At 47.2% G+C, this 20,088-nt stretch carries 21 protein-coding genes; 18 read left to right on the top strand and 3 right to left on the bottom strand.

Annotation, left to right across the window (positions count from 1 at the left end; translation table 11 throughout):
- Positions 1 to 51 precede the first annotated feature (51 nt).
- Complete coding sequence (locus ACFGVS_RS00565; RefSeq protein ID WP_439697002.1) at positions 52 to 3,018, top strand: hypothetical protein; 2,967 nt, start codon at positions 52 to 54, stop codon at positions 3,016 to 3,018.
- A gap of 152 nt (positions 3,019 to 3,170) precedes the next feature.
- On the opposite strand, the gene ACFGVS_RS00560 is transcribed toward ACFGVS_RS00565, so the two are convergent.
- Positions 3,171 to 3,398 (bottom strand): hypothetical protein, encoded by a 228-nt coding sequence (locus ACFGVS_RS00560; RefSeq protein ID WP_439697001.1) that lies wholly within the window; start codon positions 3,396 to 3,398, stop codon positions 3,171 to 3,173.
- Between the two features lie 277 nt (positions 3,399 to 3,675).
- Between ACFGVS_RS00560 and ACFGVS_RS00555 the strand changes: the two genes are divergently transcribed.
- The 17 genes from ACFGVS_RS00555 (at position 3,676) to ACFGVS_RS00475 (ending at position 17,582) form a co-directional block, all read left to right on the top strand.
- On the top strand, positions 3,676 to 4,155 hold the full coding sequence (locus tag ACFGVS_RS00555) for a hypothetical protein (RefSeq protein ID WP_439697000.1): 480 nt from the start codon (positions 3,676 to 3,678) through the stop codon (positions 4,153 to 4,155).
- A 278-nt stretch (positions 4,156 to 4,433) separates the two neighbouring features.
- Positions 4,434 to 4,763: a DUF4134 domain-containing protein gene (locus tag ACFGVS_RS00550; RefSeq protein ID WP_439696999.1), complete on the top strand. Its 330-nt coding sequence runs from the start codon at positions 4,434 to 4,436 to the stop codon at positions 4,761 to 4,763.
- An 11-nt stretch (positions 4,764 to 4,774) separates the two neighbouring features.
- Complete coding sequence (locus ACFGVS_RS00545) at positions 4,775 to 5,206, top strand: DUF1896 family protein (protein ID WP_439696998.1); 432 nt, start codon at positions 4,775 to 4,777, stop codon at positions 5,204 to 5,206.
- Positions 5,207 to 5,374: 168 nt separating this feature from the next.
- The gene (locus tag ACFGVS_RS00540) at positions 5,375 to 5,761 is read left to right on the top strand and encodes a hypothetical protein (protein ID WP_439696997.1); all 387 of its coding nucleotides are present in this window, start codon (positions 5,375 to 5,377) and stop codon (positions 5,759 to 5,761) included.
- A 13-nt stretch (positions 5,762 to 5,774) separates the two neighbouring features.
- Complete coding sequence (locus tag ACFGVS_RS00535) at positions 5,775 to 6,110, top strand: DUF4133 domain-containing protein (protein WP_439696996.1); 336 nt, start codon at positions 5,775 to 5,777, stop codon at positions 6,108 to 6,110.
- Positions 6,107 to 6,907: a hypothetical protein gene (locus tag ACFGVS_RS00530; protein ID WP_439696995.1), complete on the top strand. Its 801-nt coding sequence runs from the start codon at positions 6,107 to 6,109 to the stop codon at positions 6,905 to 6,907. The genes ACFGVS_RS00535 and ACFGVS_RS00530 overlap by 4 nt, the downstream gene beginning before the upstream one ends.
- Positions 6,908 to 6,943: 36 nt before the next feature.
- On the top strand, positions 6,944 to 9,406 hold the full coding sequence (locus tag ACFGVS_RS00525) for a TraG family conjugative transposon ATPase (protein ID WP_439696994.1): 2,463 nt from the start codon (positions 6,944 to 6,946) through the stop codon (positions 9,404 to 9,406).
- Positions 9,403 to 9,792, top strand: a complete 390-nt coding sequence (locus tag ACFGVS_RS00520; protein WP_439696993.1) for a hypothetical protein — start codon at positions 9,403 to 9,405, stop codon at positions 9,790 to 9,792. The genes ACFGVS_RS00525 and ACFGVS_RS00520 overlap by 4 nt, the downstream gene beginning before the upstream one ends.
- Before the next feature lie 5 nt (positions 9,793 to 9,797).
- A complete protein-coding gene (locus ACFGVS_RS00515; protein ID WP_439696992.1) occupies positions 9,798 to 10,478 on the top strand; it encodes a conjugal transfer protein TraI in 681 nt (226 codons plus the stop codon).
- Positions 10,479 to 10,489: 11 nt separating this feature from the next.
- Positions 10,490 to 11,143, top strand: coding sequence for a hypothetical protein (locus ACFGVS_RS00510; protein WP_439696991.1), 654 nt, complete (start codon positions 10,490 to 10,492; stop codon positions 11,141 to 11,143).
- 24 nt (positions 11,144 to 11,167) lie between these two features.
- Positions 11,168 to 11,815 (top strand): TerB family tellurite resistance protein, encoded by a 648-nt coding sequence (locus ACFGVS_RS00505; protein ID WP_439696990.1) that lies wholly within the window; start codon positions 11,168 to 11,170, stop codon positions 11,813 to 11,815.
- Between the two features lie 3 nt (positions 11,816 to 11,818).
- The gene (gene traJ, locus ACFGVS_RS00500) at positions 11,819 to 12,952 is read left to right on the top strand and encodes a conjugative transposon protein TraJ (RefSeq protein WP_439696989.1); all 1,134 of its coding nucleotides are present in this window, start codon (positions 11,819 to 11,821) and stop codon (positions 12,950 to 12,952) included.
- Between the two features lie 15 nt (positions 12,953 to 12,967).
- Positions 12,968 to 13,573, top strand: a complete 606-nt coding sequence (gene traK / locus ACFGVS_RS00495; protein WP_439696988.1) for a conjugative transposon protein TraK — start codon at positions 12,968 to 12,970, stop codon at positions 13,571 to 13,573.
- 60 nt (positions 13,574 to 13,633) lie between these two features.
- The gene (traM, locus tag ACFGVS_RS00490) at positions 13,634 to 14,761 is read left to right on the top strand and encodes a conjugative transposon protein TraM (protein WP_439696987.1); all 1,128 of its coding nucleotides are present in this window, start codon (positions 13,634 to 13,636) and stop codon (positions 14,759 to 14,761) included.
- Positions 14,762 to 14,771: 10 nt separating this feature from the next.
- On the top strand, positions 14,772 to 16,619 hold the full coding sequence (locus tag ACFGVS_RS00485) for a hypothetical protein (protein WP_439696986.1): 1,848 nt from the start codon (positions 14,772 to 14,774) through the stop codon (positions 16,617 to 16,619).
- A 404-nt stretch (positions 16,620 to 17,023) separates the two neighbouring features.
- On the top strand, positions 17,024 to 17,296 hold the full coding sequence (locus ACFGVS_RS00480) for a helix-turn-helix domain-containing protein (RefSeq protein WP_439696985.1): 273 nt from the start codon (positions 17,024 to 17,026) through the stop codon (positions 17,294 to 17,296).
- Positions 17,274 to 17,582, top strand: coding sequence for a hypothetical protein (locus ACFGVS_RS00475; RefSeq protein WP_439696984.1), 309 nt, complete (start codon positions 17,274 to 17,276; stop codon positions 17,580 to 17,582). The genes ACFGVS_RS00480 and ACFGVS_RS00475 overlap by 23 nt, the downstream gene beginning before the upstream one ends.
- A 489-nt stretch (positions 17,583 to 18,071) precedes the next feature.
- Here the strand turns inward: ACFGVS_RS00475 and ACFGVS_RS00470 are convergent, their stop codons facing one another.
- Both ACFGVS_RS00470 and ACFGVS_RS00465 read right to left on the bottom strand, forming a co-directional pair.
- Positions 18,072 to 18,611 (bottom strand): ORF6N domain-containing protein, encoded by a 540-nt coding sequence (locus ACFGVS_RS00470; RefSeq protein WP_439696983.1) that lies wholly within the window; start codon positions 18,609 to 18,611, stop codon positions 18,072 to 18,074.
- Positions 18,612 to 18,736: 125 nt separating this feature from the next.
- Entirely contained in the window at positions 18,737 to 20,056 is a 1,320-nt protein-coding gene (locus tag ACFGVS_RS00465; RefSeq protein ID WP_439696982.1) for a site-specific integrase, read from the bottom strand.
- Between the last annotated feature and the right edge of the window lie 32 nt (positions 20,057 to 20,088).

The raw sequence follows: 20,088 nt of genomic DNA, 5'->3' as shown, positions 1-20,088 counted from the left end.
GTTATACTTTGCAATTGTGGACAATGCCGGTTTGAGCGCAAGGCTTTTTAGATGAAAAATATGGGTATGCAATTAGATGGCCTTCAACAATACATTCGCTACGCTTTATCGCAACTACCTCCTCAAAATGGAACAGCTGACTTTGAAAAAATAAGCTTTTACTTTGCTCGATATCGTATCCATAGAAATATTTTGCCAGCAACTGGGCCAGTGCAAGCCGGGGGTGACCAGGGCAGAGATTTTGAAACATTTCATACTTATCTGCGAAATTCCTCTATTGCAAATTCTGCTTTCTTATCAGATTTTAGCGACAAGCCAGTGGCGTTTGCTTGTTCTCTCGAAAAAAACCCAACTAAAAAAAACGGAAAGATTTTTTCAGATGTAAAAACCATTACAGCAAGTGGTGTTTCTGTCGGTAGGATATATTTTTTTAGTGGTCACGACATACCTGTAGCGGCACGTCACAAAACACAAGCAGATATTAAACGGCTTTTTAATGTTGAATTAGAAATAATTGATGCGCAAGCGTTATCCCAACACCTCTCTGATGCGGATCTTTTTTGGGTTGCAACTCAATTTTTAAAAGTACCATCTGAATTTTATCCTGAACGTAAAGAAGATAACTGGTATAGCAAATTATTAAAAGAATATAAGGAGAGTAGCGGTGAAATCAATAGCTACCAAGAATTTGAAGAGGTTAAAAGTGCAATTAGATTCATTTATAAAAATGAAGAGTTAAAAAGCGACCTCATATTTTGGCTTCCCAAATTGGATGGATTGATAACACATCATAAGATGCCTAATCAATTAATTAGAAAGGCTATTTATGAAAGATTTGTTGCATCTCTGGTAGGTTTGGATTTTGTTGAAGGTCAAGAACAAAATATAAAACAATATTTTGAGCACTTTGAGGATTTTTTGTCTACATCAGACTTAGAAGACGCACAACATTTGTTATCATTTTGTATGACATCCCATTTGGTAGGACGTCATAAAATACCAAAAACATTCCTTGACGATATTGGTAATCGGATGGATAAATTATTGTCTGAATTAATACAAAACGCACCAACCGCAGATAATCGGTGTGGATTATTAGATCTACAAAGCAATTTTTATTTTCACGATTTTCGGAACGACCACAATTTTGTTAAAAACTTTGGTAAATATTTAGAAGGTCTTAACAAGTTGCTCAAAGAGTTGCCAAAATCAAACTACTTTCCCGTAGACCGACTATCTGACCGTTTAAATTCAATATTGAAAATATTAATCAATTCGCCGGTTAATCTTAATGAGTTAGAGAAAATTGCAAATCAAGTTGACGAACTTTTATCTAAAAGGGCCGGAGTTTACATCGCTGGTCAAAAGCTACGCGACCGGGCAATGATATATTTAGAATCTGGAGACAATACGAAAGCTATAGAAATTTTCCATGACGTGAAAGTAAGATGGTATAACCAAGACACCGTTAAGGGGACAATTTTGACATGTTTATTATTAGCGAAAACCTATCAAAAACAAGAACTCTTTATAGCCTCAAAATATTATGGTTTAGTGGCTGCTTATTTAGCTTATAAAACAAAAGATACAAGTCTATCCGATAAAATTTTACAGGGAATAGCTAATGCTGCTGATTGTGATTATGTTACAGGATCGTGGTTGAGTTATATGCGACTGATGTCAATGTTGCTGGGTTCACATTCAATGATAACAAAAGATTTCGACGTTTTTGATAACAAAGATAGTATACGACTACTCTATTATCCTTCTGTAATCTTAGAGGCCGCGAGGCGATTTATTCCAGAGGCCGTTCCAGTATTAGAAGAGGTTATTTCAGATTGCGGTAATTTAAAAGAGCTATTTGTTGATGTGCAGGATAAGTTAAAAGAGGAGTTAGATTCACAAGAGTTCTTAAAAAAGATAGAAAGTGAGATAAAGGGTGCGCCATTTAATGACCTTGCTCCTGATAGAATAATTGTATTCAATGCATGTGGGTGTGATTGGCATTTTAGTTTCAAAAATAATTACGAAACCAGTGCGATTTGCGAGGAATTTATATCCATTTTTCAAATATTCCTCCAAGATATTTCTAATGAAGACCTGCATTTACGGCCGGGTAGGGCGAGAATACATATCGTCATCGATAATTCTAAAAAAAATGGGATAAAAGAGATTTTGATAGAAGACAGGTCAGCTATGCTTGTTACATTGTCTCGTTTCTCTGGAACCACTCCATCCCAAAGAGCTAAACATACTTTTGAACGGTTGGCCTTTGCTCAAGGATTGACATATCACCAATCAATGTTGCCTTACAAAGATTACGATCTTATAGTTGCAAATAGATTAAAAAATGAGAGTGTAGTTAGCAAAATTACCTTCGGTCAAGCGTATGAGGTACTTTTTAAGGAATTTAATGATGGTAAGTACTTTAACATTGGCCATCTTGCAGGTGTTTGGAATATCTTTGATGTAAGCGATAAAAGTATGGCTGAAAATGCTGCCTTACCCTGGAAAAGTGGGTTGTCGCCTCGATATAATTCAAAGGAAACAAATGAGGCAATTGATAATCGTATTAGAAACCTTAAAGCCCCCCTTTCAGTTTCTCTTCCACTATTAATAAAGGCTGAATGGTTCCAAACCTTGCTTACAGAACTCAAAGTCGATGGCTGGCTTGACTGGCAAATTTTACATGCCTTAGCACATCTTGTTGTAAATTATAAAGCGCAATTTAAAAAAGCTCCCAGTTCTGAAAATGAAGCAAAAAAGATGTTTTTTGATTTCTTCGAAAAAGATGAGGCTGAGTGGTATGTGCCTTTAGATGCGTCCATAATAAATAAAAAAAGAATGAGGCAGGAGCTGGAAATGATGCTTCCAGTGGTTTTACTCCGCTCGTTTAATCTAGAAAACCGTTCGCAGCAACCCGATGTAAAGGGTATTTTAAAAATGTTAATTGAAAGATTTAGATTTTTTGAGGACGGTAAAGAAATAAATCTTTTTCAAGACACCGAAAAGGGATAAAAAAATTAGTGAATAGCCATAAAACCGACAGAAGCACTCCTGGTTTTTTCGTCTAATGAAGAAGATGGTTATTAGCTAATTTGTTATATCGGCTTGAGGCCACAATAAATGCCAAGTCAACACTGGACATTTGTTGTTTAATAGATGCTTGTTTAAAACCTTACTACCTGAGCCCAATAATTATCTCCTTCTAATGTGACAGTTTGCAATACTTTAACCTTGCTCCCCTTTCTCAACACCCCTAATTTCTTACCGAACTGCCAAGTATCAGGCTCGGAGATTTTTACCGGTGGTACGTTTCTTTCAAAAACATCTGCTAAACTTCCAATGGTTTCAGATGCAGTAGGCAACTCTTTAATATCAAACCCCTCGGATTGCAAAATACCATTTTCTTTTTGGCCAAGATAAACCCAAAATGATGTACCCTTGGGAGCCGTAGGTGTTTTGAATTTGCCATTTGAGGGCGGGGTTGTACCGCATTTCCGCCCGCCATATTACCTATAAACACAATTGTAATTTCCTGATTTTCAACGGGCTTCAAAAGCTACAACAGGGGTGCAACCAAAAGTTGAAGTTTTCCGGCGTACCCAAATCTTTTTGCTTTGTATCAACAAACGGCAGCAACACTGCCCATTAAGAAACAAAAAGCAATCAAAAATGAACCATCTCCTGCATCAGATCAGCTGGCACCAGTACCTGGTAATTGCCTTCGTCGCTGCCATCATTTATTACCTCTTCGTCATCTTTCGCTGCTACAGGCCGGAACTGCAAACCTTGCTGCGCCGCCTCAGCGGCGACAAACCGGGCGAAGAACTACAGGCACTGCAATACCAGCCCGCCGAAGAAGCAATTAATACTGTACCCGTGCATGGTCAAACAGAAGAGCCATACCGTGAGGAAGCCATCACCAATACCGACATCCTCAAAGGAAAGCTCAAAGCCTGTATCATTAAGGTGGCCGATAAACCGTTCGCACCGGCCATCCTGATACCCCAGCTGAAAAAGACCCTACAGGAACATCAGGATATCGACGCATCCGGGCGGCCCGCGATCAACCGCCTGGTTGTTGGCGAATGCGAAAGAACCGGCACCGCCCTGCTGACCGAAGAAGAAGTGGATCAGTGGTGGGAACGTTAGCAGGCCTGCCGCTTCCGTCCCGTGCCCTTTAACCGGGGCCGGGCAACGGAAGAAAAACAACACCAACAACAATCTTTGCTGACCGAACGTCCCGGCGCACTGCGCCATGGATAATCCAAAACGGGGAAACGGCGGCAGCGAATTTCCAGCCCCTCCATCCCGAAAAACCGGGACAGAGCGGGCATGGGAAAGCTATGCCCTGAACGGCGAAGCCTTCTTGAGGTCCGGTGAAAGGAAAATTATACCCCGAAATATATTTTACCAAACGATAAGTGAAAATGAAAAAGTGCAGAAAGAAAATCGTGGGCAAAGCCCTGAAAATAAGCGTACTGTGCGCGATATTATCAACTGAAGCCATGACCGTCAGCGCACAGGACGGAAACGCCGGCATCCAGCAGGCCAATACCCAGGTCAGGAGTTATTTCGAAAGCGGCACCAACCTGATGTACGCCATCGGTGCCATCGTCGGCCTGATCGGTGCAGTCAAAGTCTACCAGAAATGGAACTCCGGAGACCAGGATACCTCCAAAGTTGCTGCCGCCTGGTTCGGCTCCTGCATTTTCCTCGTGGTCGTAGCCACCATCATCAAATCCTTTTTCGGCATTTAAAAGCAACGCTAATGAAAACACAATTGATCAAACAGCTGCACAATTACCTGCTGCATAACCACACCGACCTGCTGATCGCTTTGCAGGAAGAGCACCGGCTGGAGCATTACCTCAAACAGAAGGTGGATTCCGTGGCCGATCTGCTCAACCAATTGCAGGAAGAAAACCGGCCGGCCTATGTCACCGAAGCGCTGTGCCTCGAAGAACTCACCCGCGACCTGCGGCCGTCCCGCTTCAATTATATGCGGGAGCTGCTCGAAGCAGAATTTGAACGAGACTACCGCCGGATGCTCAGTAGCGGCATCCTGACCTATGAGCTCATCAACCTGATCGGTGCCTGTGAACCCATTTTCGAGGTATTCGCCTTCGGCGAGGAAAACGAGGATAGCAGTGAACTGAAACACGCCGTCATGGGTATGATCGCTGAATACCTGGAACGTTAAGAAACAAGTACAAAAGAAATTGTGAGGAAAAATGGCTTACAACCAGTTACAGCATTTAAGGGATAATATTGCAGCGATTCGCATCGCGCTGGATTACCGCGATGGGATTACGCCACAACCGGCTGCATACGCCGCGCTGGCTGCTATGCCGGGTTCCTTGATCCGGAAATGCCGGCAGATTTTCATCAGGACGCGCTCCGTCTTTTGCGCGGTTGGAGAGGTGAAAAATTTAAAACGATCCTGCTTGATCCGCCCTATGCTTACCGCAAATCCATGGAACGCTATAGAGGGATGGTTTGCAGCCCATTCCGGCAATTGAAAGATGCCATACCAGACTGCCTCGAACCTGGCGGACAGGTCATCACCTTCGGCTACCATTCCATCGTGATGGGTCATCACCGGGGATTCCATCTTGAAAGGCTGGCATTATTCAGCCACGGCGGAGCAATTCATGATACCATCGCCACCGTGGAAAGGTATCACCGGAAGCAAAATCCTGAAACGGATAACCGATCAGCGTACCCCGGTAACGACCAGTCCATGTCCATAAGATAAAATACACACTGAAATGAACAACAGCATCTATACCATCAATAAAGGCATCAACAAAAGCATCGAGTTCCGCGGCCTGCGGGCGCAGTACATCTGGTACTTCGCCGGGCTGGTCATGGGCCTGCTGCTAATTTTCGCTACCCTATATATCATCGGTGCCGGGACGCTCATCTGTTTGACCTTCACCGGCAGCACCGCTACTTATGGCAGTATCAAAATATTCAGTCTGAGCCGTAAATACGGCGAGTATGGCCTGATGAAAGCCGCCGCCCGCAAGCGCGTGCCCAAAGTACTGAAATCCTATAACCGCCGCTTCTTTCAAAACTTAGATAACTCAGGAGGAAAAATATGAGCAAATTACGAAACCCAGTGATTTTCGAGATCGGGGGCACCAGCTTCGAGGTGGATATTGATAAGCAGGTGCTCCGCCAGACCAATGACCAGGCGAACGAAATATCTTTCGTAAAAGACATGGGCGACTCGGGAAAGTATTACCTGCTGCGCTATAATCATGTTACCAAACGACCAGAGCCGGAACGTTACGATCAATACATCGAAACCATCGCAATCCCGCCACTGGTACAGCTCGACCCCGAAGGTATGTCAGCAAAATACGGGATACCAATCGACCAGTTGGCCGGGAAAACTGATTTTCAGGTCATTGTCGACCAAAACGCCCTCGAATTGCGCCAAAGCGGCGCACTGCCGCAGATCGACCTGGCCGGTGAAAAGTTTACCGTTGACCTGCGTCTGCAGGAGCTGCGCAACAGCCGTTACTTCTTCCCGGTCATTAGCCTGAAATCTTTCGAGCTGACTAATGACGGCTGGCATTATGAAGCCTATTACCACCCGGTCATGAAACAGGTCGTGGAAATAGACCCTAAGCTACTGGAGTTTCCCGAAGGTGTCGTTAAACTAAAAATACCCAATGAACTCGGCCTTGACCCCGTTGCCGCCGCCAGGCAATACGGAATGGACGAACGTGAACTCCTGCGCCGGCATCCCATACAAAAGGACCTGAAAGCGGAGGTCATCCCCCTGAGCGAAACCCATATCCCCGCCCTGATCCGGCGCAACAGGGAAGCCCTCCAGCAGGAACACCGGGATAATGCACAGCGGTCCAGGCCGAAACACCGGCATAAGTTTTAAAGCCCGATTGAAAACTAAAGCAAAAAAGATCTTGACATGGAAAAAGAATTCAAACATATACTCCCCATTATGGGCATCGAACATGACTGTATCCTGTCCAAGCAGGGTGAATATACAGTGGCTTACCGCGTACAACTGCCGGAAATATTTACACTGTCCGATGAGGACTACGAAAATATACACCAGGCCTGGATCAAGGCCATCCGCGTACTGCCCAAAGATAGCGTACTCCATAAACAGGACTGGTTCACCCAAAAAAACTACAGGCCGGAGAAAGGTGGCAAAGCAACATTTTTAAAGCAAAGCGCAGATAAATATTTTGAAGGCCGAAATTTCTTAGCGCATGACTGTTTGGTTTATCTGACGAGGAAACCGGCAGGCAGGCAAAAGAGCAGCTCGCTGTTCTCTACCTTATTACGTCCGGCACTCGTTCCCAAAGAAACGTTGCAGGCGCAGGCCCGGCAGGAATTTTTAGACACCTGCGCCCAGTTCAAACGACTGCTCGAGGACACCCGTTTAATTACGCTGACCCGGCTGACTGCTTCAGACCTGCAAAGCCAGTTGAAACGCACCGGGCTCATTGAGCGCTACTGTTACCTGTCCGAAGATGAGCAGCAATTACTCATTAAAGACATCGATCTTTCAGACGGCGTCCGGATCGGCAGCCAGCAAATGGTGGTTTACACCTTAAGTGATGCGGAACAATTACCACCACACTGCGGCTCGCGCCTGACCTATGACGCCTATTCCACCGACCAGACCCGTTTCCCGGTGAGCTTCGCCGCCGGCCTGGGCTTACTACTGGATTGCAGCCATATTTATAACCAGTACATCCTGATCGGTGACGCGCAGGCCACCCTGCGCCAACTGGAGAAAAAGCGCCTGCGTTTGCAATCCCTTTCTGCCTATTCCCGGGAAAACGCCATTTCGCTGGAGGCGACCAATGACTTTTTAGACGAAGCCATCAGCAAACAACGCCTTCCCGTAAAGGCACATTGCAACGTCATGATCTGGTCGGCTGACGAAAAGCGCCTGAAAGAAAATGGTAATAAGGTCGTATCCGCATTAGCCGCAATGGATGCTGCGGGCAAACCCGAAACCGACGGTGCTGCGCAAATCTGGTGGGCAGGCATCCCCGGTAATGGCGGCGACTTCCCGCTCAACGACACCTTCGATACATTTGCCGAACAGGCTGCCTGCTTCCTGAACCTGGAAAGTAACTACCGCAGCGACCCTCCGGCAGCAGGTATCCGCTTCTGTGACCGCCTTTCCGCCCGCCCGGTGTTTGCCGATCTCTATGATGCGCCGCGCCAAAACGGGGTCACCAGCAATATGGGCACGCTGGTTTGCGGAACTTCCGGCGGTGGCAAGTCCATGACCGTTAATCATATCCTGCGCTCGCTCTATGACCAGGGCGCCCATTGCGTAACGGTCGATATCGGCGGCAGCTACAAAGGGCTTTGCGGTTTAGTCGGCGGGTATTATTTCACTTACGAAGAACATAATCCGATCAGGTTCAATCCTTTTTACTTAGGCAGGGGCGATGTGCTGGACACAGAGAAAAAGGAAAGTTTAAAAGCCCTGCTGGTTTCCTTATGGAAAGGTGAGAACGAAACATTTAACCGCGCCGAGTATGTCGCGCTCTCCAATGCGCTTCAGGGCTATTATGAGCAACTGGCACAAAACGCCGGCTTGTTCCCCGGTTTTAATTCCTTCTATAATTACCTGGAAGGCGACTACCGGAAAGTGCTGCAAAGCCACCGGGTCAAAGAGCGGGATTTTGATATGGATAATTTCCTGTATGTCCTGCGCCCTTATTACCGGGGCGGGGAATTTGATTACCTGCTGAACGCCACAGAAAACCTCGAACTGCTCCGTCAGCCCTTTATTGTTTTCGAGTTGGATCAGATCAAGGATCACCCGATCCTGTTCCCGGTCGTTACGCTCATCATCATGGAGCTTTTCATTTCCAAAATGCGTAAGCTGCCAGGGCTGCGAAAAGTGCTGACCATTGATGAGGCCTGGAAAGCGATTGCCAAATCCGGCATGGCCGAGTTCCTGCGCTATGCTTTTAAGACCATCCGCAAGTTTAACGGTATCCCCGTCGTGATCACCCAGGAACTGGATGACCTGATCAATTCACCAGTCATTAAAGATGCGATCATCAATAATGCCGACATCAAAATACTGATGGATATGCGGAAGTTCCAGGGAAAATTCGGCAAGCTGCAGGACGCGCTCGGCCTGTCCGATAAAGGGAAAACCATACTGCTTTCGGTGAACAAGGACAACCGCGAGATCTTCATCGACATCGGCGGGCAGGTGATGAAAGTCTATAAGAATGAACTCTGCCCGGAAGAATATTATGCCTTTACCACCGAGGGCCGCGAGCGGGTTAAAGTGCTTGAATATGCCGAAAAACATGGCAGCGTACAGGATGGCATCAAAGCCCTGGTACGGGAAAAACTAACTGAAAACACAATACAAAAAGCATTATGAAAAGATTAAGACAACTGATCCGCTGCTTTCGTGCGGCCCTTCATATACTCCTGCGCTTCGGAGCGCAGCATCAGGCCAGCTTAGCTGCATTGAAAAAACGCTACCTCCGCGAATGGAAAGAACCGCAAAACGGAGTAAGCTGCATGGTTAAACTGGATATCCAGCAACAAGGCAGCCTTTACCTGGTCACCCAGCAATATTATCGTAATGACCAGTACCAGGTGACCGAAAGCTGGCTGGCCACCTATGGCTGGCATAGCAACGGCCACCTGATCGCTATTGGCCGCTCCTGTTACCTGATCTGCGACCCGATCCGGCAATTACTATACCTGGAAAACTGGCCTGACGAAGGCGACCGCACCGTAGATACTTACCACTTAAACTAAAAGCCATGCGTCAAAAAATTAAAAAGCTGATCTGCTGCTACGCTTGCGTGTTTTTTTTCTTCGCCAACGATACCAAAGCCCAGATACCCGTGGTAAATATCGTTACCGGCGTAATCAAAAAGGTGATCGTCGCTATCGATCTGAAAGTACAGGCTTTACAGAACCAGACCATCGCGCTGCAAAACGCGGAACAGCGGCTGGAAAACTCGCTGCACCTGTCCAGTCTGAACGATATCTCCGGCTGGCTGGGTAAAGAAAAAGAGCTCTATGCAAACTATTATCATGAACTCAATCAGGTCAGGGGCCTGATCGCCGATTACGATGAGATTAAAAGTGTGGTCAGCAAACAGAAGCAATTGGTTAAGGAATACCAACAGGCCAGTTCTCTCTTTAAACATGATGCGCATTTCTCAGCTGCTGAACTCCAATACATGGATAATATCTACAACGGCATTTTACAGGAAAGCCTGCAAAATCTCGATGACCTGCTCCTGGCAGTCAGCAACTTTAGCACGCAGATGGACGATGCCGAACGCCTGCAAAAGATCGGACAGACTGCCAGGGCCATGCAAACCAATCTGGACCACCTGCGGCAGTTCAACCGGCAGAATGCCGGCCTGAGCTTAATGCGCGCCAAGGACGTGCGGGATCGCCAAAATGTAAAACAACTCTATGGTATCAATTAATAATAACGGCTATGAAAACGATTCTTAAAACCATTTTATGCTTTTTCCTTGTCAACTTCGGTTGTTATTCAGCCAACGCGCAGTTCCTGGGCAGTTTCCTCAGCCAGCAATCGCAACAGCGCAAACTCATGGCCGCACAGATCGCTGAATACCAAACCTATCTCGGCGCCTTAAAGACCGGTTACCATATCACCCAAACGGGGCTGAAAACGGCGCACGACCTGAAGAATGGCACATTTACCCTGCACAGCGATTATATCAGTTCATTGTCGCAAGTCAACCCCGTAATCCAAAACAACCCGAAGGGCAAAGCCATCGCGGACCTTAATAACCAGACAGTGGCACTATTGCCAGCTGAGATCAACTGGCAGCAGCAACAAAGAATTTTAACGGCAGCGGAAATGGGCTACCTGCAAAAGGTGGGTGATAACCTTACCGCAAAATGCAAGCTGGATATGGACGAGCTGCTACAGATACTTACGCCAGGCAAATTACAACTCACCGATGCCCAGCGCCTGGCAAGGCTGGATAAGCTCTATAACAGCATGAAAGATAAATACGCCTTTGCCGGTTCATTTACTTCCAAATGCCGAAAGCTGGCATTGAACCGGAAACAGCAAAGCCAGGATAAAGGGCAGCTTAAAAAACTATACGGGATTCAGTAACCTCAAATGAGAAGGAGATAAGTGATGAAAAAGATGATAATAACTGCTTTATTATGTCTCGCGATGGCGGCCGGCGCGCCGCTCAGCAGCCGGGCGCAGTCAGTGAGCGATGTGATTCAGCAACTGGTGCTGGATTACCAAAAGCTGGCCAGCCTGAAAAATATACTCGGCCAGATGTATACCGGTTATTCGGTGCTTAGCAAAGGTTACGGCGCAGTAAAAGATGTAGCGCAGGGCAATTTTAGTTTGCACGAAGCTTTTCTGGATGGGCTCTACCTCGTCAGCCCGACGGTACGCAGGTATCCGCGTGTAACGGATATTATGAACGATCAGGCGGCTTTGATCAGTGAATACAAAAGCGCCTCCGGCTCTTTCATCCGCGACCAGCATTTCAGCCCCGATGAACTGGCTTATATGATGATTATCTACAATAACCTCGTGAGCCAAAGCCTGAAAAATCTGGATGACCTGTCTATGATCGTCACCGACAGCAAGTTGCGGATGAGTGATGGCGAACGGCTGGCGGCAATTGACCGCATCTATCTGGAAAGCCGCAACCAGTTGAGTTACCTGCGTAAATTCAATGACCAGGCGGCAAGGATCACCTGGCAACGGGCGCAGGGAACAGCAGACAAACAAGGGGTAAAATCGATGTATGGCTTGACGCAATAACCTATGAAAAATAAATTTCACAAGATGGCTTTCGCAGCCATCCCTGCCACGCTTATGCCTTTATTTTCTCATGCTGAAGGTGTTGCCGATGACTTACACAGCTTACAGGGCGTGTTGGATCAGCTTTACAACCAGATGCTGCCTTTATGCAGCGGCATGATCGGTGTCGCCCGTGGTATTGCCGGTTTTGCCACGCTTTGGTATATCGGCGCAAGGATCTGGAAACATTTAGCTGCTGCAGAACCGGTAGATATCTACCCTTTACTCCGGCCATTTGCCATCGGCTTCTGCATCCTGGCGTTCCCGGCGGTACTCGGTTTGATCAACGGGGTGTTGCAACCGGTCGTTACCGCTACGCAAAGTATGGTCACTAATACCAATGAGGCCATCGCCCGTTTACTGGCCGATGGGAAACCGGATGCCGCCGATGCCTCGCCAAACGACACCAATGCTGATCCGGATAAATGGTACCAGTATAGCCACCCGGACGGGACTGCCACCGATGCAGGCAGCAGTAACCCGATCTCCGATGCTTTTTCCGGCTGGAGTATCAAGAACTGGGCGCGGAAATTTATCGCCGAAGTGCTGAACGTCCTTTTCCAGGCGGCGGCGCTTTGCCTCGATACGATACGGACTTTTAAACTCATTGTGCTGGCGATCCTGGGCCCGCTCTGTTTCGGGCTGAGCATTTTCGAGGGCTTCCAGCATAGCTTAAAGCAATGGCTGGCGCGCTACGTCAACGTGTTTATGTGGCTGCCCGTCGCCAATATCTTCGGGGCGATCATCGCCAAGATCCAGGAGAACATGATCATCGGGATCCAAAACGGCAACCCCGGCGGTAACGATCCGGGGAATACTAACACCGCTTACCTGATCTTCCTGCTGATCGGTATCGTCGGCTATTTTACTGTACCTGGCGTCGCCAACTACATCATGAATGTTGGCGGCCACGCGCTATTCGCCAAAACCAGCGCGCTGGCCTCCATGGCCGTCAGCTATTTCGGCGGCTCGGTAATGCAAGGCTTTAACCGGGGCAATACCATCCAAAACAATAAGCAAACAACCAATAACCAGGCGGGTGATACCCAAAACTTTAGCAAGAGTAAACTTTCAGGCAGCCCTCCAAAAAAACAGTAAACTATGTTTAAGAAAATGAAAAACCTGGAAACCGCCTTCCAGCACGTGCGCGGTTTCACTATCGCCATTGTCGTCTGTGCTTTTCTTGCGGTCGGCTTTATGGCCTGGCAGATCAAAAGCGAATCCATCGCACTGCAAAGCAAAGTGTATATTCTATCAGGCAATACCGCCTGGTCGGCCGTGGCCGCTGATAAGCGTGACTACCTGCCCATGCAGGCACGCGGCCACGTGCGGGCTTTTCATGAAGCTTTCTTCACACTCGATCCTGATGAGAAAGTGATCAAGAAAAATCTCTCCAAAGCGCTTTACCTCGCTGACGGTTCCGCTAAACGAGTGTATGACAGCCTGTCGGTGAGCGGCTATTATTCCGGCATTATCGCCGGTAACATCAGCCAGCGCATTAATGTGGACAGTGTGCAGTTGAATACGCGCAGTGCACCCTATCATTTCCGCTGCTATTCCACGCTGCACCTGATCCGCTCCACCAGCAATGTCAGCCAAAGCCTGATCACCGAAGGCGATCTCAGGGAGGTATCCCGCAGTGATAATAACCTGCTGGGCTTTCTGATCGAGCATTGGAACACGGTAGAAAATAAAGTATTAACCGTGAGCAGTCGCTAACGGCGAAGCCCTCTTGAATGATGACGAAAACAAATTAAAACACGAAAAAACATCCATATTATGAAAACAAACACTGCCAATTTACAGGACCGGCGCAAGCGGAAAATCCTACTTGCCCTACCGCCAATCGTCTTTTGTTTTACCACGATCTTATTTCTTGCGCTCGGCGGGGGCCAAAGCGAACAAGCCAAAGCTGGTGATAAAAAAGGGCTCAATATGAAATTGCCATCGGCCATTATCGCCGCAGGTCAAGCCGGTGATAAAATGAGCTTTTACGACCAGGCGCATGCCGATTCGCTGAAAAAGCAGCAACTGCGTAAGGCCGACCCTTATACCCCAAAAACGCCCGACAGCCCTGATCGCCTTCCCGGCGCTAATCCCGGCGGTGCTTTTTCCAATCAGCCGGCCACTTTTGGAGGGGCTGACTATGGTGGAACCAATAGCAATCCTGCCGAAAATGAAGCCAGGATAAGTCAGCGCTTAGTGCAATTGCAGGCAGTTGTTAATAAACCCCAGGCGCAGCCTGTTAGTCTGCCGGTTAAAAAAACAGTTAACGCAATACCCGATTCGCTGCCTAAACCAACGGCCGCTGCCGAAGATCCGGAACTGAAGCAAATGAACGGTCTGCTCGAAAAAATACTGGATATCCAGCATCCTGAGCGGGTAAAGGCCACCGCCGATAAAACGGGAACTCCGGTTACGGTAAAAAAGTTCCGTGCTATCCCGGCCGTGATCGACGGTACACAAAAGATCGTGGAGGGCACGGTGATCTGTCTGAAGTTAACCGATACGGTTACGCTCGGCGGACAGCGCTACGCCAAAGGGCAGCGGATTTACGGGAGCGGCAATTTATCCAATCAGCGCTACACCGTAAACATTAAAAGCATCCACGTGGGCTATAACTTTTACCCGGTTGACCTGACGGTTTTTGATCAGACCGACGGGCTGGAAGGAATCAGCGTACCCGAAGCCATAACCGGGGATGCTTTACGTGACGGGGCTACCAGCGGTGTGCAGAACATGGATGTCATGAACTTCGACCCCTCCATGACGGCGCAGCTCACTACGGCTGGCATCAATACCGCTAAAGGCCTTTTCGGCAAAAAAGTGAAGCGTGTAAAAGGCAAGCTGAAAGACGGGCATACGCTTTTGCTGCGGGATAACCAGGAAGTAAAGGGCAGTCACTAACCTTTAGCACATGACACGAGTGGAGCAACAAGCATTGAGCGCTGAACTGGACCGGGCAATAACAGTTGGCAATCCCTGGGTAGTATTCAACGACCAGCCGGATAAGATTTTACAGCCGCAGGATCTGCGCTTCTTCTCATCTGCAGGCGCAGCCGAAAAATTCTGCGATGCCGCTAACGGCGAATTCGATTTTGCGGAGCAAATGTTTCATTCGGACAACTACAGGTATATGCAGGCCGCAACTTTGAAAGCAAGCCTGGAGATGGACGTTGAGAAAAATATAAAAATGGATATTACGGCAGTGGCCCGCCAAATGGCAGAGCAAAACCTGTCCCTGCTGCCCGGTACATCCTATGATGTTTTTGAAAGCGCACTTTCCAGAGGGCAGTTGCTGCCGGTATCCTGGCAGAGGACGATTGATCCACTGAAGGAAATTGAGGAGTATCATGTCATCGCGCATCAGCACAGTGGAGGAATGATCTATGAGATCGGGCACAGTCACCGCGTGCTGGAATCATTTGGCAGCTCAGGGGAAGCCCGCTCTTTTATGGATAGCGTGGTATTCTATAATGAGCTGGCTGACAAGGGGACGGATTACCTGATTGTAGGGCGCTTTCCCGGACAGTCACTGGAATTGGATGTGGAAGGCTACGCCGTTCCCCATTCCGGCTTAACGCTGGTAACTGCGCACCATAATTATGAAAATGGCCATGACTACCACGAATTGCAGCCGCTGTCCGAACCGGCGACGGTCAGCCGGTACTTTTTTATGGGCGTACGGGATGGCGGACTACTCTTATTTAACGATAAGCTGGAGCCAACCACGCTTGACGTTGTACAGCAACCTTTTTACCCGACACATTTTATAAACGATTATTTACCCTTTAAAAATTCAATTATTATGAACGAGCAAAGTTTTGATTATGTAAAGAACCAGTTGTTTTACCTGGGCTTTGGTGAAGAAGTAGCTAAACCGCTACGCGAAAAAATGGAACAAAACCTGACCGAATTTTCTATTCCGCACAGCCGTAAGTTCGGACAGGATGAAACCAATTCTATCCTGCATTTTTCCAAAGGAGATCAGAAAGATAAGGATATGACTTTTTTTAACCGGGCAGACATTACCCTGAAGCAACCTGGCAAGGAAGACCTGACACAAACATTCTTCTTTGGAAAGGAATATAACTACACATTGCAGGAGCGTTATAACATGATGGACGGGCGTGCCGCCTACCGGGAACAGCCAAAAATGGCCCCTGTTGAGGAAAATGGCGAAGTCAGAATGAAACCGACCGGCGAAACTTATTTCGCCTGGAGAGGCCTTGATTTTAAGAACGCTGATCAGTATGGGAACTTCAATCCAAAAGTTACGTTTTGGAACCACCAGAAAGAAGTAGGCAAATACCCGATCAAGGGGATCGAGGAAAATTACGACAAGCTACGGCTTATCGCCAAGCTGGAAAAAGGCAACAAGGTAGATGTGGTTTTATTAAGAGACGGACATGAAACGCAGGCCAAATTGGTAGCCAATCCCCGTATGGCGCGCCTGGATTTCTATGATAGCACCGGTCAAAGCCTGATCGTGCGAAAAGTGGAAAAACAGGCGGTCGACCAAAGGCAAAAAGTGGAAATGACACCTCAGGAAGTGCAGCGTGCCGCTATTGCCAGCCACTCCGCTCAGAAACCGGGCCAAAGTACCGGACAAAACCAAAGCAATGCCGCCGCGGTCAGCGGCACCGAGGCACAGCATCATTCGTCAGGCCAGGACACTACACAGAAATCGGATGCGAAGCAACAGGTCGCAGCCGAAGAACAAAACCAGCAGGGCCAGCGGCGCAAACAGGGGGTACGTGTTTAAGTATGTACCCACTCAGGCCTTTATCGGTGTTTTTCCAGGCGATCAGTAACGATCCCCGGATCTGTAGCACCCATATTGGCCTGTTCGCTGCTTTGCTGCAATACTGGCAGGCCAGTGGCTGTCCGGAACAAATTCAGGCCTATGCGCACGAGATCATGCCGTTGGCTAAGATCTCAGCCAGTACCACTTACCACCGGTGTATCCGGGACCTGCATGATTTCGGGTACATCGTTTATCAACCGTCCTATAAGCGCAATAAGCGCAGCTGCATATACCTGAAGACCGGAGATGAACATGGATAAGTCGGCATAATATTCCTTAAGAGAGTCGTCTTTTAAGTGAAGTTACAAAATTTGGTTTACAGACTGGGGTGCGCTATCTTATGAATATTAAAGTGATACGAGATGAGTGTGGAATTGATAACAAAAGAAGATTTAGAAATATTCCGGCAGTCGCTGCTTGCTGATATTAAATCCTTGCTGGGAAAAAGCAGTCAGCAGGTCAAAGAATGGCTGAAGCCCGCCGAAGCAAGGAAGCTGTTAGGCATTTCGGCCGGCACCTTGCTGACATTACGGGCCACCGGAAAGTTAACTTACTCCAGGATCGGTGGCACCTACTATTACCGGTACCAGGACATACATAACATGCTGGTTAATGCAAGCAACAGCCATGGATAGCCAGTTAAACCTTAACGAAGTGTTCAGGGTTCTGGCAGCCGACCGGAGGATTAATGTCTGGCATTTCAGTATCTATATGAGTTTGCTCCATCAATGGCTGCTGAACGGAGGCGTTAACCCTGTGCCGATCTCGCGGAAGCGGGTTATGGCGCATACCCATATTGGGAGCATCGTGACTTACCACAAATATCTCCGGCAGCTAATGGACTTGGGCTACATTGTTTATGAGCCTTCCTATAATCCTTTTACAGGCAGCTATGTCAGGCTGCTGGTACCCGGAAATTAGCGTAAACACTTAGAGGTACGGGATTGGCACCTGGAATCCGCTAAAAAGCAAAGCCACTATCACATAAGGAAGTGGCTTTAACTTTTCCCTCAAAGGGCGGGGATCTGTTATGATATCATCGGATAATACGGCGTAACCCCTGTCCTCGAGTTACGCCGAAAGGCAGTATCGCAGGCATTATAATAACAACTTCACGTTGAATTTGCGACTCAGGCCGTTATTCAGCATCGGGTTTGTACCCGATCCCTTTTTGCTGGCAATGTTCAGGACGCGGCGGGATACGGCCCGACAATTCATCAAAATATTGAAACACGGTTTCTATGTTCTTGTCCTGGTATCCAGTTTTTCCCTTGTCGTAAGGTCACATTTTGTGACCATAAGATTTTCTTTATTTCTTAACGCAAACGCATATCGGGCGGAAAACCTGTTCAGATTACATTTGACATGCTGTTCAGCTTTTTCGTTCGCATTTTGTGCCCTCCCTTTTTGCTATAGGTCATCCTGTTTAAAGCCGATCCGCTTTCTTGGTGGCGGCTCGTACACCAGTGGAATGCGGTTCGATAATTCGTCCAGGCATTGAAAAACGATTTCTATATTTTTGTCGTGGTTATCCAGTTTCCCTTTAATTTTTTCAATCTCCATACGGATTTCTGTATTATCAAGGAACATTTCACGAACCTTTATAAATATCCGCATAATTTGAATGTTTACTTCGATCGCTCTTTCACTGGTCAGCACGCCGGATAACATGGCTACCCCCTGTTCAGAAAATACATTAGGTGCTAAACGTGTTCCGCCCCAACTTGCTGTTCCATTTTGGAATAGCAAGTTTTTAAATTCTTCACCCGTTAAGCGAAACATGAAATCAGGTGGAAAACGTTTGATATTTCTTGCAACCGCTTTATTTAAATTACCGGTAGTTACCTGATACAATTCGGCCAGGTCTTTATCTAACATAACCTTTTGGTCACGGATATAATAAATCTTACTCATTATGATTTCGTCTGCTATTATAGATTTTTCAGTCATGATGATTTCTTTATGTTTGTAATTTTAGGTTATAAGGTCACATTCTGTGGCCTTATAACCTCTCCTATTTTGTTGTCTGATATCATAAACTTGATGTGCCAATCTGGAATTTCCAGTTTGAAAAACTAAGATGATACCAATACATAATTGTACTTAGGTAATGCCGCCACCGGCTTTACCGGCTCTAATGTCATTTCAGGACACTCCAGTTCCAATACAGATTCAGGCTCAGGCGTGGTAACCACATATTTTTCACGTAACGGTGCCATGTCCATGCCGATCTTGCCATGTAATATTTTGGCATAGTGCTGCGTTTGCCGGAGCGTGGTATGGCCGAGCATTTTGGCCACGGTTTCGATCGGCACGCCATTACTTAGCGTAACGGTGGTCGCAAAAGTATGCCTGGCGAGGTGAAAGGTCAGAACTTTGGTAATATCGCACAGGTCGGCAATTTCTTTGAGATAGGCGTTCATCTTTTGATTGGAAAGTATAGGCAGAACTTTGGCCTGGTTCATACATTTGGGATGGCTCGCATACCTTTCCAATAATTGGAGGGCGACAGGCAATAGTGGTATTGCACAACTCGTATCGGTTTTCTGCCTTTCGGTGACGATCCACTGTTCGCCATCCACGCCTGTAATGATTTCGGGGCGGGTCAGTTTTGCCACATCCGCATAGGCCAGGCCGGTATAGCAACTGAACACGAATACATCCCGCACATTCCGCAGCCGTTCATTATTGAAATTCTTTCCCGCGATCTTATCCAGTTCCCATTGGGTCAGCGGATGGCGGATAACTTCCTTCCGCGTCAATTCAAAATCAGGAAAGGGATCAGCAGCTAGCCATTTGTTTTTAACGCAGATCAGGACAATCTTCTTGAAGTTAGCCAGGTACTTCATGGTGGTGTTATGGTTGCATTTGCGAACGGTCTTCAACCAGAAGGAAAAGCGGTCGATGAAGAAATGGTTGAGCTTGCGGATGCTCATGTCCTCTGCATGATACTGCCACTGTATAAAGGATTTGGCATGCTCATAAGTAGTTTGAAAGCACCGATGGGTGCCCCCCGCGTAGTCCGTATCAATCAGCGCCTCCATATCGGCATTGTGCTGTGCAAATAACTCGAGTATCATTTTGCGCCCATCCCTGCCTGCCAGCATGTCCCGCAGGATTTCAGCGGTAATGAGTTCCTCTTCTTCGATGAGCTTCTGACGGGCCTTAAATACCTTGTTTTCTAAAGTATCCAGGAAGAAATTTACATCACGGGCGTCCTCCCTAACGCCGCTGGCCCGGCATTTTTCCTTATCCCAGCGGTTCTCCCACCATTGCTTTTTTGTAGACAGCTCAACCGGGTGTCCGTCCACGGTGATGCGTAAATAGATGAATTTTTTAGATTCGTTTCCCGAATTCTTCAGAAAATACAGTAAACCAAAGCTTTTTTCCAACATAATTGCCACGATTAAATGTGAATAAATATCGA

This window comes from Mucilaginibacter sediminis, assembly GCF_051903035.1.
Taxonomy (GTDB): Bacteria; Bacteroidota; Bacteroidia; order Sphingobacteriales; family Sphingobacteriaceae; genus Mucilaginibacter.
Note: the sequence above shows the minus strand (reverse complement) of the source record. Positions and strands in the feature narration are given on the sequence as shown.

Coding starts and splice junctions, on each gene's coding strand:
- ACFGVS_RS00565 (WP_439697002.1), top strand. CDS start 52: ATGAAAAATATGGGTATGCAATTAGATGGCCTTCAACAATACATTCGC.
- ACFGVS_RS00555 (WP_439697000.1), top strand. CDS start 3,676: ATGAACCATCTCCTGCATCAGATCAGCTGGCACCAGTACCTGGTAATT.
- ACFGVS_RS00550 (WP_439696999.1), top strand. CDS start 4,434: ATGAAAAAGTGCAGAAAGAAAATCGTGGGCAAAGCCCTGAAAATAAGC.
- ACFGVS_RS00545 (WP_439696998.1), top strand. CDS start 4,775: ATGAAAACACAATTGATCAAACAGCTGCACAATTACCTGCTGCATAAC.
- ACFGVS_RS00540 (WP_439696997.1), top strand. CDS start 5,375: ATGCCGGCAGATTTTCATCAGGACGCGCTCCGTCTTTTGCGCGGTTGG.
- ACFGVS_RS00535 (WP_439696996.1), top strand. CDS start 5,775: ATGAACAACAGCATCTATACCATCAATAAAGGCATCAACAAAAGCATC.
- ACFGVS_RS00530 (WP_439696995.1), top strand. CDS start 6,107: ATGAGCAAATTACGAAACCCAGTGATTTTCGAGATCGGGGGCACCAGC.
- ACFGVS_RS00525 (WP_439696994.1), top strand. CDS start 6,944: ATGGAAAAAGAATTCAAACATATACTCCCCATTATGGGCATCGAACAT.
- ACFGVS_RS00520 (WP_439696993.1), top strand. CDS start 9,403: ATGAAAAGATTAAGACAACTGATCCGCTGCTTTCGTGCGGCCCTTCAT.
- ACFGVS_RS00515 (WP_439696992.1), top strand. CDS start 9,798: ATGCGTCAAAAAATTAAAAAGCTGATCTGCTGCTACGCTTGCGTGTTT.
- ACFGVS_RS00510 (WP_439696991.1), top strand. CDS start 10,490: ATGAAAACGATTCTTAAAACCATTTTATGCTTTTTCCTTGTCAACTTC.
- ACFGVS_RS00505 (WP_439696990.1), top strand. CDS start 11,168: ATGAAAAAGATGATAATAACTGCTTTATTATGTCTCGCGATGGCGGCC.
- traJ (WP_439696989.1), top strand. CDS start 11,819: ATGAAAAATAAATTTCACAAGATGGCTTTCGCAGCCATCCCTGCCACG.
- traK (WP_439696988.1), top strand. CDS start 12,968: ATGAAAAACCTGGAAACCGCCTTCCAGCACGTGCGCGGTTTCACTATC.
- traM (WP_439696987.1), top strand. CDS start 13,634: ATGAAAACAAACACTGCCAATTTACAGGACCGGCGCAAGCGGAAAATC.
- ACFGVS_RS00485 (WP_439696986.1), top strand. CDS start 14,772: ATGACACGAGTGGAGCAACAAGCATTGAGCGCTGAACTGGACCGGGCA.
- ACFGVS_RS00480 (WP_439696985.1), top strand. CDS start 17,024: ATGAGTGTGGAATTGATAACAAAAGAAGATTTAGAAATATTCCGGCAG.
- ACFGVS_RS00475 (WP_439696984.1), top strand. CDS start 17,274: ATGCAAGCAACAGCCATGGATAGCCAGTTAAACCTTAACGAAGTGTTC.
- ACFGVS_RS00470 (WP_439696983.1), bottom strand. CDS start 18,611: ATGACTGAAAAATCTATAATAGCAGACGAAATCATAATGAGTAAGATT.
- ACFGVS_RS00465 (WP_439696982.1), bottom strand. CDS start 20,056: ATGTTGGAAAAAAGCTTTGGTTTACTGTATTTTCTGAAGAATTCGGGA.